Source organism: Caulobacter sp. 17J65-9 (assembly GCF_010975005.1).
Classification (GTDB): Bacteria; Pseudomonadota; Alphaproteobacteria; order Caulobacterales; family Caulobacteraceae; genus 17J80-11.
Map to the genome: position 1 here is coordinate 14970 of NZ_JAAIVC010000008.1, position 18876 is coordinate 33845.

The window sequence follows — 18876 nt, forward strand, 5'->3', positions numbered from 1 at the left end:
TGCAATTTTTCACCCGCAGGCGCGGCGCGTTCCGCATCTTTAGGTAAAAATCGCCCTTGCCGCTGGGTTTTCGGCTGGTCGAAATGCCGCCTCCGAAAAATCCGGACGCGCCCATGAGCCGCTCGCCCAGCTTCGTTCGAACCATCCGCCGGCCGCCGGCCAAGACGGCCGCGGGCAAGCGCGTGCGCGCCTTCACCGAGATCGTCGCCGACTTCGCCGGCAGCGCGGCGGGCGAGCAGGCCTCGCGCTGTTCGGACTGCGGCGTGCCGTTCTGTCAGTCGGCCTGTCCGCTGCACAACGACATCCCCGACTGGCTGCGCCTGACCGGCGAGGGGCGGTTGCGCGAGGCGTGGGAGCTCGCCTCGGCCACCAGTGCCATGCCGGAGATCTGCGGCCGCATCTGCCCGCAGGACCGGCTGTGCGAGGGCCTGTGCGTGCTGGAGCAGTCCGGCTGGGGCGCGGTGACCATCGGCTCGGTCGAGCGCTATCTGGGCGACCTGGCCTGGACCAACGGCTGGGTCGAGCCGATCCGCCCCTCGCGCGAACGCGACGGCTCGATCGGCGTAATCGGGGCCGGGCCCGCCGGCCTGGCCGCGGCCGACCGGCTGCGCTCGGAAGGCTGGGCGGTGACCGTCTACGACCGCCACGACCGGCCTGGCGGCCTGCTGATCTACGGCATCCCCGGCTTCAAGCTTGAGAAGGACGTGGTCGAGCGGCGCACGCGCCGGCTGGCCGACGGCGGCGTGGTGTTCGAGCTGGGCTGCGACGTCGGCGCCGACCTCTCTATGGCTGAGCTGCGCGCGCGCCACGACGCCGTGCTGGTGGCGGTCGGGACCTATCAGGCCCGCGCCCTGGCCGGGCCGGGCTTCGGGCCGACCACGACCGTCCCGGCGCTGGACTATCTGATCGCCTCCAACCGGGTGGGCCTGGGCGACACGGTGCCCGACTACGACAGCGGACGCGTGGACGCGAAGAGCGAGCACGTCGTGGTGGTCGGCGGTGGCGACACCGCCATGGACTGCGTGCGCACCGCCGTGCGCCAGGGGGCGGCCTCGGTCACCTGCCTCTACCGTCGCGACCGCGAAAACATGCCGGGCTCGCGCCGCGAGGTGGAGCACGCCGAGGAGGAGGGCGTGCGCTTCGAATGGCTGGGCGCGCCCAAAGCCCTGCTGGGCGACGGCGTGCGCTGCGTGCGCATGCGCCTGTCCGCTCCCGACGCGGCGGGAAGGCGCGGCGTCGAGGAGGTCCCGGGCGGCGAGTTCGACCTGCCTGCGACCCTGGTGATCGAGGCGCTGGGCTATTCGCCGGAGGACCTGCTGGAGCGGTTCGGCGCGCCCGACCTGATGGTGCGCAAGGGCGGCGAGCTCAGGGTCGATCCGAAGAGCTTCATGACCGGCCTGGAGGGCGTGTTCGCGGCTGGCGACGTGGTGCGCGGGCCCTCGCTGGTGGCCTGGGCGGTGCGCGACGGCCAGGACGCGGCGGCGGCGATCCACCGCTGGCTGCAGGCGCGGGTTCAGGAGCAGGCGGCGTGAGCACCATCGAGCACTACATCCGCGAGCGCGCCCGCCTGGTCGAGGCCGGCGCCTACGATCTCGAGAGCGAGCACGACGCCTGCGGCGTGGGCCTGGTCTGCGCCGTCGACGCTCAGCCCCGCCGCGAGGTGGTCGAGCTGGCCCTGCGCGCGCTGAAGGCGGTCTGGCACCGGGGCGCCGTCGACGCCGACGGCAAGACCGGCGACGGCGCAGGGATCATGCTGGGCGTGCCCCAGGCCTTCTTCGCCGACCAGGTCCGCCGCATCGGCCACATCCCGCGCGAGGGGCCGATCTGCGTGGGCGTGGTGTTCTTGCCGCGCACCGACCTGGCCGCCCAGGAGACCGCCCGCACCCTGGTCGAGAGCGAGGTGCTGCGCTTCGGCTTCTACCTCTACGGCTGGCGCCAGGTGCCCGTGGACGTCAGCGCCTTGGGCGAACGCGCCGCCGCCACCCGGCCGGAGATCGAGCAGATCATGCTGGCCCCGCCGCCGGGGCTGGAGGGCGAGGCGCTGGAGCGCGCCCTGTTCCTGTGCCGCAAGCGCATCGAGGCCCGGGTCGAGCAGGCCCGCCTGCCGGGCTTCTACATGCCGTCCCTGTCGGCCCGTTCGCTGATCTACAAGGGCATGTACCGGGCCGAGCAGATCGACGCCTTCTACCCCGACCTCGCCGACGCGCGCTTCGCCTCGGCCTTCGCGATCTTCCATCAGCGCTATTCGACCAACACCTTCCCGGAATGGCGGCTGGCCCAGCCGTTCCGCATGCTGGCCCACAACGGCGAGATCAACACGCTGAAGGGCAACGTGAACTGGATGCGGAGCCACGAGATCCGCATGGCCGCCGACGCCTTCGGCGACCACGAGGCCTCGGTGAAGCCGGTGGTCCAACCCGGCGGCTCGGATTCCGCGGCGCTCGACAACGTCTTCGAGGTGCTGGTCCGCGCCGGCCGCTCGGCCCCGATGGCCAAGGCCCTGCTGATCCCCGAGGCCGTAGACGAGGAGGCCTCGGAGACCCGGCGGGCGCTCTACGCCTACTGCAACGCGGTGATGGAGCCGTGGGACGGTCCCGCCGCGATCTGCGCTTCGGACGGCCGCTGGGTGGTGGCAGGCAAGGACCGCAACGGCCTGCGCCCGCTGCGCGCGGCCGAGACCGTCGACGGCCTGCTGATCGTGGGCTCCGAAGCCGGCATGACCGGCGTGTCGGAGGAGCGCATCGCGCGCCGCCGCAACATCGGCCCGGGCGGCATGATCGCCGTCGACCTGGAGCAGGGCCGCCTCTACGACGAGACCGGCATTGTCGAGGAACTGGCCTCGCGCCACCCTTACGCCGAGTGGCTGAGCGCGGTGGTCGAGCTGGAGCCGCGTATCGGCCCCGGCCCGGAGCCCCGCTTCCTGGACGGCGAGGCCCTGCTGCGCCGGCAGTTGGCCGCCGGCATGAGCCTGGAGACGCTGGACGTCCTGCTCGACCCCATGGTCGGCGAGGGCAAGGAGTCGGTCGGCTCGATGGGGGACGACACGCCGTTGGCCGTGCTGTCGGACCGCTACCGGCCGCTCAGCCACTACTTCCGCCAGAACTTCAGCCAGGTCACCAACCCGCCGATCGACTCGCTGCGCGAGGCGGGCGTGATGAGCCTGAAGACCCGCTTCAAGAACCTCGGCAACATCCTGGCCCAGGACCGCACCCAGGCCGACGTCTTCGTGCTCGACAGCCCGGTGCTGACCACCGGCATGTACGAACGCATGCTCGACGTGGTGGGGATCGACTCCGTCGCGGTGATCGACTGCACCTTCGACGAGCCGGCCGACGGCGCGCCGGCGGGCGCCGCCCTGCGCGCCGCGCTGGACCGCATCCGCGACGAGGCCGTCGCGGCCGTCCGCGCCGGTTGCGCCCAGATCGTGCTGAGCGACGAGGGGACCGGGCCGGGGCGCGTGCCCGCGCCGATGATCCTGGCCGTCGGCGGCGTGCAGACCCGGCTGGTCGACGAGGGCCTGCGCTCCTTCGTGTCGATCATCGTCCGCTCGGCCGAGTGCGTGGACGCCCACTACTTCGCCGTTCTGATCGGCGTCGGCGCGACGGCGGTGAACGCCTACCTGGCCCAGGAGGTGTTCCTGGACCGGCGCGAGCGCGGGGCCTACGGGGCGCTGTCGCTGCGCGACGCCTGCCTGAACTTCAAGGGCGCGATCGAGGCCGGCCTGCTCAAGATCCTGGCCAAGAAGGGCATCTCGGTCGTCTCGTCCTACCGCGGCGGGCGCGAGTTCGAGGCGGTGGGCCTGTCGCGGGCCCTGGTCGCCGAGTTCTTCCCCGGCATGCCGTCGCGCGTGTCGGGCATCGGTCTGGCCGGCCTCGAAACGCGGGCGCTCGAGCTGCATCGGGCCGCCTGGGCCGAGGGGCGCGTGGCCCTGTCGGTCGGCGGCTTCTTCAAGGCCCGCGCTTCGGGCGAGACCCATGCGCTGGACGCGAAGCTGATCCACCTGCTGCAGGACGCCTGCAACCGCGGCGACTACCGCCGCTTCAAGCAGTTCTCCGCCGCCGCCCGCGAGGTGCCGGCGGTGTCGCTGCGCGACCTGCTGGACCTCGATCCCGACCGCGCGCCTGCGCCGCTGGACGAGGTCGAGAGCGTCAACGAGCTCCGCAAGCGCTTCGTCACGCCGGGAATGTCGCTGGGCGCCCTGTCGCCCGAAGCGCACGAGGTGCTGAACGTCGCCATGAACCGCATCGGCGCCCGCTCGGTGTCGGGTGAGGGCGGCGAGGACCCGGAGCGCTATCGCCCGCACGCCAACGGCGACAACCCGAACTCGGCGGTGAAGCAGGTCGCCTCCGGCCGCTTCGGCGTGACGGCCGAGTACCTGAACCAGTGCCGCGAGATCGAGATCAAGATCGCCCAGGGCGCCAAGCCCGGCGAGGGCGGCCAGCTGCCGGGCTTCAAGGTCACCGAGTTCATCGCCCGCATGCGCCACGCGACGCCGGGCGTCAGCCTGATCTCGCCGCCGCCGCACCACGACATCTACTCGATCGAGGACCTGGCCCAGCTCATCTACGACCTGAAGCAGATCAACCCGGAGGCCCGGGTCTGCGTGAAGCTGGTCTCCATGTCCGGCATCGGTCCGATCGCGGCGGGCGTGGCCAAGGCCAAGGCCGACGTGATCCTGGTCGCCGGCCACGTCGGCGGCACCGGGGCCTCGCCGCAGAGCTCGATCAAGCACGCCGGCTGTCCCTGGGAGATCGGCCTGGCCGAGGCCCACCAGGTGCTGACCCTGAACAACCTGCGCGAAGGCGTGCGCCTGCGGACCGACGGCGGCGTGCGCACCGGGCGAGACGTGGTGATCGCCGCCCTGCTGGGGGCCGAGGAGTTCGGCATCGGCACCGCCTCGCTGATCGCCATGGGCTGCATCCTGGTGCGCCAGTGCCAGTCCAACACCTGCCCGGTCGGCGTCTGCAGTCAGGACGAGCGCCTGCGCGAGAAGTTCACCGGCACGGCCGACAAGGTCGTGAACCTGTTCACCTTCATCGCCGAGGAGGTGCGCGAGATCCTGGCTTCGCTGGGCTATCGCTCGCTGGACGAGATCGTCGGCCGCACCGACCTGCTGCGCCAGGTCAGCCGCGGCGGCGCGCACCTGGACGACCTGGACCTCAACCCGCTGCTGGTGCGGGTGGCGTCCCAGCCGCTGAAGCCCTGGCGCGAGCGCACCGGCCGCAACGAGGTGCCGGACGGGCTCGACGCCCAGATCCTGCGCGACGCCGCCCCGCTGATCGAGCGCGGCGAGAAGATGCAGCTGACCTACACCGTGCGGAACACGCTCCGCGCCGTGGGCACGCGCACCTCGTCGGCGATCGTGCGTAAGTGGGGCCTGAACGGCCTGCCGGCCGGTCACCTGACCCTGCAGCTGCGCGGCGCCGCCGGCCAGAGCCTGGGCGCCTTCGCCGTACAGGGCCTGCGCGTCGAGCTGGTGGGCGAGGCCAACGACTATGTCGGCAAAGGGCTGTCCGGCGCCACCCTGGTGATCCGGCCAACCGATCCGTCGGGCGAGCGCCAGGCGCTGATCGGCAACACCACCCTCTACGGCGCGACCTCCGGGCGGCTGTTCGTGGCCGGCGCGGCGGGCGAGCGCTTCGCCGTGCGCAATTCCGGCGCGACGGCGGTGGTCGAGGGCCTGGGCGCGCACGGCTGCGAGTACATGACCGGCGGCACGGTGGTGGTGCTAGGCCCGGTCGGCTGGAACTTCGCCGCCGGCATGACCGGCGGAGCGGTGTTCGTGCACGATCCGGACGGCGACCTGCCGCGGCGGCTCAATCCGCAGAGCGTGTTCCTGCGCGCCGCCGAGGGCGATGCCGAGGCCCGGCTGAAGGCGCTGGTCGAGGCGCACGCGCGCGAGACGGGTTCGGCCCTGGCCCGTGACCTTCTGGAGGACTGGGCGGCCGCGCGGGCGGCCTTCGTTGAGGTGGTCCCGACCGAGCTTGCGGCCCTGCAGGGCGAGGCGCTGGCGAAGACGGCCTGAATCGGCGCCTTCTGGAAACCTCGCGCCCGTTAGCGTGAGTTTGTCAGCGTCCGGAGGAGTTTCCATGGACATCGGCTTGCCCAAGGTCGACCGCTACGCCGAGTTCTGGCCGATCTACCTGCGGGAGCACCGCCGGGCGGAGACCCGTCTTGTCCATTACGCGGGCACCTCCACGGGACTGGCCTGCCTGGTGATGGCGATCGTCATGCGCCAGCCCTGGTGGCTGCTGGCTGGCCTGCTCGCCTCCTACGGCGCGGCCTGGGTCTCCCACGCCCTGATCGAGCGCAACAAGCCGGCGTCCTGGCAGTACTTCGCCTGGTCGTTCGTCAGCGACTTCCGCATGTTCGGCCTGGCCCTGACCGGCCGGCTGGACGACGAACTGCGCCGGCACGGCGTCAGCAACTAGGGTCTTCCCTTCTCCCCTTGCGGGAGAAGGTGGCGCGCGGAGCGCGACGGATGAGGGGTGTCGGCGCGAGCTCTCAGAGCTTGCCGCACTGACACGCCCCCCATCCGGAAGCCGCGGCGCTCACACCCCTCATCCGGCCGGCTCCGCCGGCCACCTTCTCCCGCAAGGGGAGAAGGAGAGTCAGCGCGACGGCGTGTGCGCCAGCCTGAGCAGGTTGGCCGCGCCCGGCGCCCCGAAGGGCGTGCCGGCCAGGATCAGGATGCGCCGGCCCGGCGGAGCGATGCCCAGGTCCATCGAGGTCTGGATCGCCTGCTCGGTCAGGTCCTTCAGGCCGGTCGGCTGCGGGCCGACGCGCGGCTCCAGGCCCCAGACCAGGGCCAGGCGGCGGGCGATCTCCGGCCGTGGGGTCAGGGCCAGGGCCGGTTGCAGCGGACGCTCGCGCGACAGCCGCCGCGCCGTGCCGCCCAGGGTGGTGAACACCACCAGGCAGGCGGTGCGGCCGGATTCGGCGGCCTTGCGGGCGGCGGCGACCAGGGCGTCGACCTCGGCCTCCTGCATGCCGGCGTGCTCGGCGTCCATCAGGCCGGGCCACGACGGGTCGGCTTCGACCCGCGAGATGATCCGGTCCATCATCGACACGGACTCCAGCGGATACATGCCCGACGCCGTCTCGGCCGACAGCATGACCGCGTCTGCGCCCTCGTAGACCGCGTTGGCGACGTCGGACGCCTCGGCCCGGGTCGGGGTCGGCGAGGTGGTCATCGACTCCAGCATCTGGGTGGCGACGATGGCCGGCACGCCGCGCTGGCGGGCGGCGCGCAGGATCACCTTCTGGGCGATCGGCACCTCTTCCGGCTCGACCTCGACGCCCAGGTCGCCGCGGGCGACCATGACGCCGTCGCAGAGGTCGAGGATCTCGTCCAGGCGCTCCAGGGCGGCCGGCTTCTCGATCTTGGCCAGCACCGCGGCGCGTCCTTCGACCAGCCGGCGAAGCTCGGCCATGTCGTCGGCGCGTTGCACGAAGGACAGGGCGATCCAGTCGACGCCGAGGCGCAGCGCGAAGGCCAGGTCGACGCGATCCTTGTCGGTCAGGGCCGACAGCGGGATGACCGCGCCCGGCACCGCCACGCCCTTGCGGTCGGACAGCTTGTCGCCGGCGATCACGCGGGTCTCGGCGAAGTCCTTGCCGCAGCTGACCACGTCCAGGCGCACCCGGCCGTCGTCGAGAAGCAGGGAGAGGCCCGGCTTCAGGGCGGCGAAGATCTCCGGGTGCGGGATCGAGACCCGGGTCTTGTCGCCGGGCGTCGGGTCCAGGTCGAGCCGCAGGCTCTGGCCGCGCTCCAGCGCCACCGACCCGTCGGCGAACCGACCAAGCCGCAGCTTCGGCCCCTGCAGGTCGGCGAGAATGCCCAGCGGCCGTCCGACCTGGGCCTCGGCCGCGCGCACCGCCTCGTAGTTGGCCGCGTGGTCCTCGTGGGTCCCGTGGCTGAAGTTGAGGCGGAACACGTCGGCCCCGGCCTGGGCCAGACGCACGACCATTTCAGGGGCGCGGCTGGCGGGGCCGAGGGTGGCCACGATGCGGGCGCGGCGGGCGCGGACAGTCACTGGACGCGGACTCCTTTGAACCGGAGGAAAACCCAGCCCGCGGCCGGTCGATCCAGCGTGGGCTTTACTTCACCACCGCATCTACAGACTGGCTGGTGACCGGATGGTAACCGGGGCGGGCCTCGGCGTAGATCTTTCGCGCCAGGTTCTGGCCCCAGTCGCCCTGCTTCATCAGGGCGGTGAACAGCGGCAGGACGAACTTGCGCCGGCCCTGGCTGGTCAGGAACTTCTCCAGCGCCGGCACGCCGGGCTGGTAGCGGTTGTTCACGACGATCTTCAGCCAGGCGAACAGGATTTCGCTGTTGCCCTGGTTGGACAGGTTGAAGGTCTTGTCCAGGTCGGCCAGCTGCGCCGGGGTCATCTTGGCGGGCAGGGAGCCCAGGAAGTGCTGCCACTCCTGGGTGGTCCACCCGGCGGTGTTCACCTTCGAGGCGGGGCCGCCGGCCGCGAAGGCCTGGACCTGGGCGTCGACGCGGGCGAAGGCGTCCGACTGGCGCACCACGGCGTTCTCGGGGATGCCCGGCTCATAGACCCAGCGGTCCAGCTGCAGCTTCTGCTCCAGGGCGGCGTCGCCCTTGATCAGGTTGGCGCGCAGGTCGGCCAGGAACACTTCGGCGGTCATCGGCTGGAAGGCGTGGCGGTCGAAGTAGGACCGAAGCCAGGCGTCGAACCGCTCGCGGCCGACCGCCTCCTCGATGGTGCGCAGGAAGGTCGCGCCCTTCTCGTAGGCGATGTCGGTCATGCCCTCGTCCGGATCACGTCCGGTCAGGTCGAGGTGCAGGCGGGTGTCCGGCGCGTTCGGGCCGCCGGCCTCGGCCACGGCGTTCTGCAGGTCCTGCCAGCCGAGGTTGGCCAGCATGGCGGCGCGCTCCGGACCGTAGAGCTTCTCCATGATCCGGTTTTCAAAATAGGTGGTGAAGCCCTCGTTGAGCCAGAAGTCGGCCCAGGTGGCGTTGGTCACCAGGTTGCCCGACCAGCTGTGCGCCAGCTCGTGCGCCACCAGCGACACCAGCGAGCGGTCGCCCGCCAGGATGGTCGGCGTGGCGAAGGTCAGGCGCGGGTTCTCCATCCCCCCGAACGGGAAGGACGGCGGCAGGACCAGCAGGTCGTAGCGGCCCCAGCGGTAGGGGCCGTAGAGGCTCTCGGCCGCCTCGACCATCTTCTCGACGTCGGCCAGTTCCCAGGCCGACTTATCCAGCATGGACGGCTCGGTGTAGACGCCGGTGCGCGCACCCAGCGGCTTGAAGGCGATGTCGCCGACCGCGATGGCGATCAGGTACGGCGCGATCGGCTTGTCCATGTGGAAGCGGAAGGCGTGGCCGCCCTCGGCCGGCTCGCCGTCGGGGGTGAGCATCTCGGCGCTCATCACCGCCTTCAACTCCGACGGCACGACGATGCGCGCGTCGTAGGTCTGGCGGATGCCCGGGCTGTCCTGGGTCGGGATCCAGGTGCGGGTCAGGATCGCTTCGCCCTGGCTGAACAGGTACGGGTACTTCTTGCCGGCGGTCTGGGCCGGGGTCAGCCATTGCAGAGCCGCCGCGTTCGGCGAGGTGGCGTAGCGCACGACGATGCGCTTGGTCCCGGCCGGCAGGGTGACTTCCAGCGGCACGCCCATGACTTCCGGCGTGCCCTGCGGCGCGGTCCCCAGACGCCACTGCAGCGGCTTGCCCGACGCGTCGGTCACCGACTGGATCTCCAGGTCCTTGGTGTCGAGCACGATCATCCGGGCGTCCGGCTTCGCGTCGACGTCCAGCGTCGCCGTGCCCGAGAGCCGCTTGGCGGCGAAGTCGGTGGTCAGGTCCAGACCGACGTGGGTGACGCGCGCCTCGTCCGGGCGGGCGAAGGAGTGGATGTCGTGAGCCATGACGGCGGCCGGTGCGGTTGCGGGCGTGGCGGTGGACGGGGCGGGGGCAGCCGCGGTCGGCGCGGTGGCGCAGGCGCCCAGCAGGGCGAAGGCCGAGACGGCGGCCAGCGCGGTCAGGCGGGTGGAACGGGTCATCTCAGGTCTCCTCCCCGGAGAACGTGTTTGGGCGTTTGTAGGCCTTAGAGCCCGATCCGGCCACTTCGGCGGAAAATGCGCTAGACGCGGCCGGCGACCAGAAGTTCGGCGCCGGTGATCGCGCGCGAGGCGTCGGAGGCCAGGAACAGCAGGGTCGCGGCCAGGTCGGCCGGCTGCACCCAGCGGCCGAAATCGGCGCCGGGCATGTCGGCGCGGTTGGCGGGGGTGTCGATGATGGTCGGCAGCACCGCGTTCACGCGCACGCCCTGGTCCTTCAGCTCTTCGGCCAGGCTCTCGGTCAGGCGCAGCACGCCAGCCTTGGAGGCGGCGTAGGCGCCCATGCCGGCGGCGGCGCGGCGGGCGGCGGCGGCGGCGACGTTGACGATCGCGCCCGCGCCCGACGCCTTCAGGGCGGGCAGGGCGGCCTTCGACGCGGTCGCGGCGGTGGTGACGTTCATGCGGTGCAGGGCCGACCAGCCGGACAGGTCGCCGTCCTCCAGGGTCTGCCAGCGGAAGCCGCCGGCGACGTTGACCAGGGCGTGCAGGCCGCCGTGGGCGCCGGCCGCCTTGTCCATCGCGGCCCGGGCGGAATCGAGGTCGGCCAGGTCGACGCCGCCGATCGCCAGCACGCCGTCCGGCGTGCCTTCCGGCGCTTCGCCCAGATCGACCGCGGCCACCCGCCAGCCCGCCTCGAGGAAGGCGCGGACCGTCGCGCGCCCCAAGGCGCCGAAACCGCCGGTGACCACCACGCTCTTGCCGCTCATGCTTCGCCTCTCCACCTTGGACGCGGCCCTGCTTGGGTCACCCGCGCCCGGAGGTCAACCGCACCCGGCCGGAACGGGGCTGATCGCGCCGGGGTTGGCGCGCCGTTAGGAGAGCTCGATGCGAACCAGGGCCGTCGAAGTCGCGGAAACCCGCGCCGGCAAGTTTCAGGTCGAAATCGACGTGCGCGGCCACACCGTCGTGGCCGACGAGCCGGTCGAGGTCGGCGGTCTGGGATCGGGGCCGGATCCCTACGAGCTGCTGGCCGCGGCGCTGGGCGCCTGCACGGCCATGACCGCGCGGATGTACGCCGACTACAAGGGCATCGCGCTGGAGCGGGTGCGCGTCGAGGTCCGCCACGAAACCGGCGAGGGCCCGCCGCGCGACCGGTTCATCCGCGAGGTGGCGTTCGACGGCGACCTGACGCCGGAGCAGACCATGCGCCTGTTCGAGATCGTCGAGAAATGCCCGGTCCACAACACGCTGGCGAACGGCTCACGGATCGAGACGCGGCCGCTGGCGGTAGCGGGCGAGCCCCACCGGGACGAACATTTCCGCGACATGGACGCGATCTGCAAGGAATGACCCCGTTCGCCGGGGGCTTGCGGTCAGCCTTCCGTTGGGGGAAGTCAGTCGTATGACCCAAGCCGCCACGCCCAAGCCCTTCGGGACCCTGCTCGACATGATCGGCCACACGCCGATGGTCGAGGTGAAGAACATCGACACCGGCCCCTGCCGGCTGTTCGTGAAGCTGGAGAGCCAGAACCCCGGCGGCTCCATCAAGGACCGCATCGCGTTGTCGATGATCGCCGCGGCCGAGCGCGAGGGCTACCTCAAGCCCGGCGGCACCATCATCGAGGCCACCGCCGGCAACACCGGCCTGGCGCTCGCCCAGGTGGGCGTGCTGAAGGGCTACAAGACCATCCTGGTCGTCCCCGACAAGATGGCCCGCGAGAAGGTCCAGCACCTGCGCGCGCTGGGCGCCGACGTGCGCGTGACCCGCTCCGACGTCGGCAAGGGCCACCCCGAGTACTACCAGGACATGGCTGAGCGCCTGGCCCAGCAGATCCCGGGCGGCTTCTACGTCAACCAGTTCGCCAACCCGGCCAATCCGGCCGCCCACACCGCCACCACCGGCCCCGAGATCTGGGAGCAGATGGACCACGACGTGGACGCGGTGGTGGTCGGCGTCGGCTCCGGCGGCACGCTGACGGGCCTGGGCCGCTTCTTCGAGAAGGTGTCGCCCAAGACCGAGATGGTGCTGGCCGACCCGGTCGGTTCGATCCTGTGCCACTACCACGAGACCGGCGAGCTGATCGAAGCCGGCTCCTGGACGGTGGAGGGCATCGGCGAGGACTTCATCCCGACCAACGCCGAGATGCGCCTGGTCAAGAAGGCCTACTCGATCGGCGACCGCGAGAGCATGGAGACCGCCCGCCAGCTGCTGCTGAAGGAGGGCGTGCTGGCCGGCTCGTCGTCCGGCACGCTGATCTCGGCGGCGCTGCGCTACTGCCGCGAGCAGACGAGCCCTAAGCGGGTCGTGACCTTCGTCTGCGACACCGGCACCAAGTACCTGTCCAAGGTCTACAACGACAGCTGGCTGGCCGAGCAGGGCCTGACCGACCGCGAGCTGCACGGCGACCTGCGCGACCTGATCTTCCGCAAGTACACCGAGGGCGGCGCGGTCACCATCAGCCCCGACGACACCCTGCTGACCGCTTACAACCGCATGCGCCAGTCGGACGTCTCGCAGCTGCCGGTGATGCAGGACAACCGCCTGGTCGGCATCCTCGACGAGAGCGACATCCTGCGCGGCGTGGAGAACGAGGAGGTGGCCCGCAACGGCCGCTTCAAGCAGCCGGTCCGCTCGGCCATGACCACCAAGCTCAACACCCTGCAGGCCTCCGAGCCGATGGACGCCCTGGTGCCGGTGTTTGAGCGCGACGAGGTGGCCCTGGTGCTGGACGGCGAGGAGTTCGTCGGCCTGATCACCCGCGTGGACCTGATCAACCACCTGCGCCTGCACCCGCAGGCGGCGGCCTGAGATACGGGCTGGAAGCGGTGTGGTATCTGGGGTCGTTTTTGATCGGCGCGACGGCGAGTGTCGTCGCCGTGATCTTGGCGCTCAGATTCAATGCGCCGCATCCTGGGTTGGTGTATTTGGCCGCGGTTAGCTTTTGCGCCGTTTCAATCGCGTTGATGCAACGTGGAAAGTATAGGGGCGCTTCCTCACTGGTGGGGTCGCTTGCGTTTTTCGGGCATTCCGCGGCGTTTACATCGGGAGCCGCTGGCGCGTTTTATTGTCTGATGGCGATTTACCCGCCGAATATGAACTGATTTCGCGAATTCCGCTCGATGCAGCAGTTATGCGGCGTGTGTAGCGGCGGCGTAGGCTCGGCGAGGCGGAGGGGCGAATGCCGGTTGAGGATAAGACAGACGAGCGCGAAGCCCCGACCGCGGCGGAAGCCGGGCGGTATTGCATGAACTGCTCCTGCCCGGGCTTTGCGCCGACGCAGGACTTCCCGTGGAGGTGCTTCGCTTGCGGCCACGACGAAAGCGAGCACGTCTGAGCGTCGAAGCCCTGGTTTCAGCTTAGCGGGCGCCTACATCCGCTCGTCTCGAAGGACGCCGACGTTTCGGCGTCGAAGCTAACGATTTTGCCTTCTCCCGGCATGGGAGGAGTGATGCACGGAGCGCCTGTCATGGCCGACCTGCCCAACCGCCTCGGCTTCGCCACCCGCACCATCCACGCGGGCCAGCATCCGGACCCGACCACCGGCGCGGTGATGACGCCGATCTACGCCACCTCGACCTACGCCCAGGAGAGCCCGGGCGTGAACAAGGGCTACGAGTACGCGCGCGGCAAGAACCCGACCCGCGAGGCGTTCGAGCGCGTCGTGGCCGACCTCGAGAACGGCGTGCAGGGCTTCGGCTTCGGCTCGGGCATGGCGGCGACCTCGACCATCCTTGAGCTGCTGGACGCCGGCGCGCACGTGCTGGCCGGCGACGATCTGTACGGCGGCACCTACCGGCTGTTCGAGCGCGTGCGTCGGCGTTCGGCGGGCCTGTCGTTCGACTATGTCGACTTCTCCGATCCGGCCAAGGTCGAGGCGGCGATCACGCCCCAGACCAAGCTGCTGTGGGTCGAGACGCCGACCAACCCGCTGATGAAGCTGGCCGATCTGGAGGCGCTGGCCGCCATCGCCAAGAAGCACGGCCTGCTGACCGTGGCCGACAACACCTTCGCCACGCCGTGGGCCCAGCGCCCGCTGGAGCTGGGCTTCGACCTGGTGATGCACTCGGTCACCAAGTACCTGAACGGCCACTCCGACATGGTCGGGGGCGTGGTCGTGGCCCGCACCGAGGAGCTCGCGAAGGAGGTGAAGTTCCTCCAGAACTCCATCGGCGGCGTGATGGGCCCGTTCGACGCCTTCCTGGCCAACCGCGGCGTGAAGACCCTGGCGCTCCGCATGCAGCGCCACTGCGAGAACGCCATGCGGGTCGCCCGCTGGCTGGAGGCGCACAAGGGCGTGGCCAAGGTCTACTACCCGGGCCTGGAGAGCCACCCGCAGCACGAACTGGCCAAGCGCCAGATGCGCGGTTTCGGCGGCATGATCTCCTGCGTGGTCGACGGCGACCTGGAGCGCACCAAGCGCGTGCTGGAGCGCTTCCGCATCTTCACCCTGGCTGAGAGCCTGGGCGGGGTGGAGAGCCTGGTGAACCACCCGGCGATCATGACCCACGCCTCGGTGCCCAAGGCGGTTCGCGAGGCCGGCGGCGTGAGCGACAACCTGATCCGTTTCTCGGTCGGGGTGGAGGACGGCGACGACCTGATCGCCGACCTGGAGCAGGCGTTCGGCGCCTGACCGTCTTCCGTCGGGAAAGCTGACGTTGCGTGCACTGTGGCTCCGTTACACGGCGCCGCATGGTCAACGTCGCTTCACCTAGTTGTTAGCTTGACAGTTTCGTGACCCGCTTCTCCTCTAGCTGAGCAGTTGGCGCATTCTCTTCGTGGAATTGCGTTGGTGTTCCGCAAGAGCGTGCGCCCCTAATCAGAAATGGGGGCGGATGTGTTGAAGCGTCGTACGGAACTGTTGGCCGCGACCGCGGCTTTGGCTTTGCTGACCGGGGTCGGGACGGCCCAGGCCCAGACCACTCCAGCCTCCGGCGATCCGGAAGCGGCCGCCGTCGACGAGATCGTCGTCACCGGCTCGCGCATCCGGCGCAGCCCGCTGGAGCGCGACCAGGCGATCGTCGAGCTCGACCGCGAGACCATCGAGAAGACCGGCCTGACCTCGACCGCCGACGTGCTGCAGCGCATCCCGTCGGCTGGCGGCGGCCTGAACGCCAAGTTCAACAACTCCGGCAACTTCGGCAATCCGCCGGACGGCGGCGGCGTGGGCGCCGGCGCGGCCGAGATCGACCTGCGCTACCTGGGCTCGCGCCGGGTGCTGGTGCTGGTCGACGGCCTGCGCTGGGTGGCGGGGGCCTCGGCCTCGGGCGTGCCGGGCGCGGTCGACCTGAACACCATTCCCAGCTCGATGATCCAGCGCATGGAGGTGCTGCAGGAAGGCGCCTCGCCGATCTACGGGTCGGACGCCATCGCCGGCGTGGTCAACATCATCACCAAGAACCGCCAGGAGGGCCTGCAGGCCTCGGCCCAGGTCAGCGGCTACGGCGAGGGCGACGGCTTCAGCCAGAACTACGACGTGTCGTGGGGCGCCACCCAGGACAACACCCGCATCGTGGTGGGCGGCGGCTACTTCAAGCAGGATCCGGTGATGGCCGCCGACCGCGACATCTCGCGGTTCCCGAGCCCGTACGCGACGTCGTGCCTGGGCGGCGGCTGCAGCTCCGGCACGCCGCTGGGCCGCTTCATCGTCCACGACCCGAACACCAACAACGACCTCGACATGACCCTCAGCGGGCCGATGGGCGTTGGCAACGTGCCGTTCTACGATCCCCTGAATCCGACCGGGCCGGGCAGCGACTTCAAGGACTTCGCCACCCTCGATCGCTTCAACTTCCAGCCCTACAACTACATCGTCACGCCGTCCGAGCGGGTCAGCCTGTTCGGCCAGGTGACCCAGGACCTGACCGACCGGGTCCAGCTGCGCGTGCGGGCCAGCTACGTGAACCGCAAGTCGGCCAACCAGGCCGCGCCGCTGCCGCTGTTCGTGGGACCTGACGCCGGCAACGGCAACCTGCTCGACACCGTCACCATCGACGCCGACAACCCGTACAACCCGTTCGGCTTCGACCTCGGGCCCGGCACCTACGCCTTCGTCGGCCGCCGCCTGGTCGAGGGCGGGCCGCGCCACTACGCCCAGGACGTCAACACCTGGAACGTCACCGCCAGCCTGAGCGGCGACTTCGACGTCGCCGGCCGGCCCTGGTACTGGGACGCCAACGCGGTGGTGTCGACCAACCACGCCGAGCAGACCTTCACCGGCAACGTCAACGCCCAGCGCGTGCAGCAGGCCCTGGGCGATCCGTCGGGCTGCACGGGCTCTTGCGTGCCGCTGAATATCTTCGGCGGCGAGGGCAGCATCACCCAGGACATGCTGGACTTCATCGGCTTCACCCAGCAGGACTCGTCCGAGCAGAAGCTGCAGGACTTCAGCTTCAACCTGACCGGCGACCTGTTCGACCTGCCGGCCGGCGCCGTGGCCTTCGCGGTCGGGGCCGAGCACCGCAAGACCGAGGGCTACTTCCAGCCCGACGCCATCGTCGCGGCGGGCCTGTCCTCGGACATCCCGGCCCAGCCGGCCAGCGGCGAGATCAGCGTCAACGAGGTCTACGGCGAACTGCAGATCCCGGTCATCGCCGACCAGCCGATGTTCCGCTCGCTGGAGCTGTCGGTGGCCGGGCGCTGGTTCGACTATTCCACCTCGGGGTCTGACTCGACCTACAAGCTGGGCGCCCTGTGGCGGCCGACCGACAACGTGCTGGTGCGCCTGTCGAAGGGCCAGGGCTTCCGCGCCCCGTCCATCGGCGAGCTGTACGGCACGGCCTCGCGCTTCGACCAGGAAGTGGTCGACCCGTGCTCCGACATGCTGGGGCTGGGCGGCGGGACTCCGGCCAGCGCCGCGGTCCAGGCCAACTGTATCGCCAACGGCGTGCCCGGCGACGGCAGCTACGTGCAGCTGAACCCGCAGCTGCCGGTGTTCACCAGCGGCAATCCGGGCCTGGTGCCGGAAACCAGCGAGGGCTGGAACGCCAGCTTCGTCTGGGAGCCGGAGTTCCTGAAGTCGTCCGGCTGGGCCAGCGGCGGCTCGGTCGAGGTGGCCTACTCCGACATCCAGCTGGACGACGCCATCCAGGCCCAGAGCGCCGCGGGCCTGCTGAACCTGTGCGCCGAGACCAACGACCCGCTGGCCTGCGCCACCATCACCCGCACCGTGTCGGGCGCGGTCGCCGGCGTCTCCAACCCGCTGATCAACATCGGCGGCATCGAGACCCGCACGGTCGACCTGAACCTGATCTGGCGCGGGCCTGAGACGGACATGGGCCGCTTCAGCGTGCGCTCCAACACCACCTTCCTGCTCGAGTACACCGAGCTGGTGCCGACCGGCGCCGGCCTGGCGGCCATCAAGCGCGAGGGCACGGAGCGGGGCAGCCCCGACCAGGCCTATCCGGAGACCAAATCGACCCTGACGGTGGACTGGGACCGGGCCGACTGGGGCGCGACCGTGGGCCTTCGCTACCTGTCGGCGGTGGAGGAAAGCCAGGCGGCCAACACCCTGGACGCGCGGACCTACTTCGACGCCCAGTTCCGCTGGCGGCCGGAGATGTTCGACGACCAGTTCGGCCTGGCCTTCGGCGTCAACAACCTGTTCGACAAGGACCCGCCGGGCTGCGTCAGCTGCGGCCTGAACAATTACGACCCGAACGCCTACGACGCGCCGGGCCGGTTCTTCTACCTGCGGGCCAACTTCACCCGGTGAAGTCATTCTCCTCCCCTGTAGCGAAGCTACGGGGGAGGGGGACCACCCGCAGGGTGGTGGAGGGGGCGGGCCTCAGGCGCGCCCCCTTACTGTTTGTCCTCGTCGGTTCGCCCCCTCCACCGCCGTTCCGGCGGTCCCCCTCCCCCGCTTCGCAGGGGAGGAGAGGGCGCCCACCCGCCCGATTTGTTCGTTGTCCCCGCATGAAGGTCTTCACCATCGGCTACGAGCACGACACCCAGGCGCACGTGATCGACAAGCTGCGCGCGGCCGGGGTGAAGGTGGTGGTCGACGTGCGGGCGATCGCGGCCTCGCGGCGGGCCGGCTTTTCCAAGACCATCCTGGCCGCGAGCCTGGCCGAGGCGGGGATCGACTACGTCCACCTGCGCCAGCTGGGCACGCCGAAGTCCGGGCGCGAGGCGGTGCGGGCGGGACGGATCGCGGAGATGCGAGAGATCTACGACGCGCACCTGGAGGAGCCGGGCGCGCAGGTGGAGCTGGTCCGCGCCCGGGAGATCGCCCAGGCGCGGCCGGCGGCGCTGCTCTGCTACGAGGCGGACGCCACCAACTGCCACCGCTCGATCGTGGCCGAGCGGATCACGCGCAAGGGCGACGCGGTCGTCGACCTCTGAGCCTACTTGGCGCGGTAGCCGTCGTGGCAGGCGCCGCAGGACTGGCGCACGGTCGCCCACTGGGCGGCGAAGCCGGCCTTGTCGTTGGCCTCGGCCAGTTCGGCCAGCTTCTGGGTCTGGGCGGCGTAGTCGGCGGCGGCCTTCTCGAAGCCGGCCCGGTCGGTCCAGATCTCCGCCTTCGCCTTGGTGGCGACGCCGCTGTCCGCGCCGGTGCCGGCCGGGAACATCGACGGCAGCTGCTTGGCCCAGCGCGCCAGACCCTTGGCCGCGAAGGCCTGGCCCTTCACGTCGGCACCGGCGTCGATGACGCCCTTCATGCCGCCGAACGCCGCGGCCGACATGTCCAGCGCCGACTGGCGGGTGGCGACGACGTCCTGCGCCGACATCGAAACGGGCGCGCCGGCCTGCGCTGCGGCCAGACCGGTAGCCCCGAGCACGCAGGCGGCGGCCAGCACCAGAAGCTTGTTCGACATGGGCGTTCCCCGAACGACGTGATTTCCAGT

General features: G+C 70.6%; 12 protein-coding genes. 8 read left to right on the forward strand and 4 right to left on the reverse strand.

From position 1 onward, the window contains the following. Nucleotides 1–113: 113 nt before the first annotated feature. From G3573_RS02840 to G3573_RS02850, 3 genes are all read left to right on the forward strand, one after another. Nucleotides 114–1532 carry an NAD(P)-dependent oxidoreductase gene (locus G3573_RS02840; protein WP_163259337.1) on the forward strand — a complete coding sequence of 473 codons (1419 nt, stop codon included), beginning with the start codon at nt 114–116 and terminating at the stop codon, nt 1530–1532. Then, nucleotides 1529–6025 (forward strand): glutamate synthase large subunit, encoded by a 4497-nt coding sequence (gene gltB, locus G3573_RS02845; RefSeq protein ID WP_346427332.1) that lies wholly within the window; start codon nt 1529–1531, stop codon nt 6023–6025. The genes G3573_RS02840 and gltB overlap by 4 nt, the downstream gene beginning before the upstream one ends. 64 nt (nt 6026–6089) lie before the next feature. Next, on the forward strand, nt 6090–6431 hold the full coding sequence (locus tag G3573_RS02850) for a DUF962 domain-containing protein (protein WP_163259339.1): 342 nt from the start codon (nt 6090–6092) through the stop codon (nt 6429–6431). Nucleotides 6432–6611: 180 nt separating this feature from the next. Here the strand turns inward: G3573_RS02850 and pyk are convergent, their stop codons facing one another. From pyk to G3573_RS02865, 3 genes are all read right to left on the reverse strand, one after another. Further along, nucleotides 6612–8036: a pyruvate kinase gene (gene pyk, locus G3573_RS02855; RefSeq protein ID WP_163259340.1), complete on the reverse strand. Its 1425-nt coding sequence runs from the start codon at nt 8034–8036 to the stop codon at nt 6612–6614. A 64-nt stretch (nt 8037–8100) separates the two neighbouring features. Then, complete coding sequence (locus tag G3573_RS02860) at nt 8101–10035, reverse strand: M1 family metallopeptidase (protein WP_163259341.1); 1935 nt, start codon at nt 10033–10035, stop codon at nt 8101–8103. A gap of 80 nt (nt 10036–10115) precedes the next feature. Continuing rightward, nucleotides 10116–10799 (reverse strand): SDR family oxidoreductase, encoded by a 684-nt coding sequence (locus tag G3573_RS02865; RefSeq protein ID WP_163259342.1) that lies wholly within the window; start codon nt 10797–10799, stop codon nt 10116–10118. 118 nt (nt 10800–10917) lie between these two features. On the opposite strand from G3573_RS02865, the gene G3573_RS02870 reads away from it, so the two are divergent. The 5 genes from G3573_RS02870 to G3573_RS02890 all read left to right on the forward strand — a co-directional run bounded on the left by G3573_RS02870 (nt 10918) and on the right by G3573_RS02890 (nt 18373). Next, nucleotides 10918–11382 (forward strand): OsmC family protein, encoded by a 465-nt coding sequence (locus G3573_RS02870; RefSeq protein WP_163259343.1) that lies wholly within the window; start codon nt 10918–10920, stop codon nt 11380–11382. Between the two features lie 52 nt (nt 11383–11434). Further along, nucleotides 11435–12841, forward strand: coding sequence for a cystathionine beta-synthase (locus G3573_RS02875; protein ID WP_163259344.1), 1407 nt, complete (start codon nt 11435–11437; stop codon nt 12839–12841). Nucleotides 12842–13499: 658 nt separating this feature from the next. Further along, a complete protein-coding gene (locus G3573_RS02880) occupies nt 13500–14663 on the forward strand; it encodes a cystathionine gamma-synthase (RefSeq protein ID WP_163259368.1) in 1164 nt (387 codons plus the stop codon). Nucleotides 14664–14870: 207 nt separating this feature from the next. Then, entirely contained in the window at nt 14871–17744 is a 2874-nt protein-coding gene (locus G3573_RS02885) for a TonB-dependent receptor (protein WP_240454476.1), read from the forward strand. A 200-nt stretch (nt 17745–17944) separates the two neighbouring features. Then, nucleotides 17945–18373, forward strand: coding sequence for a DUF488 domain-containing protein (locus G3573_RS02890; protein WP_163259346.1), 429 nt, complete (start codon nt 17945–17947; stop codon nt 18371–18373). Nucleotides 18374–18375: 2 nt separating this feature from the next. On the opposite strand, the gene G3573_RS02895 is transcribed toward G3573_RS02890, so the two are convergent. Then, complete coding sequence (locus tag G3573_RS02895) at nt 18376–18846, reverse strand: cytochrome c (protein ID WP_163259347.1); 471 nt, start codon at nt 18844–18846, stop codon at nt 18376–18378. Nucleotides 18847–18876: the final 30 nt, after the last annotated feature.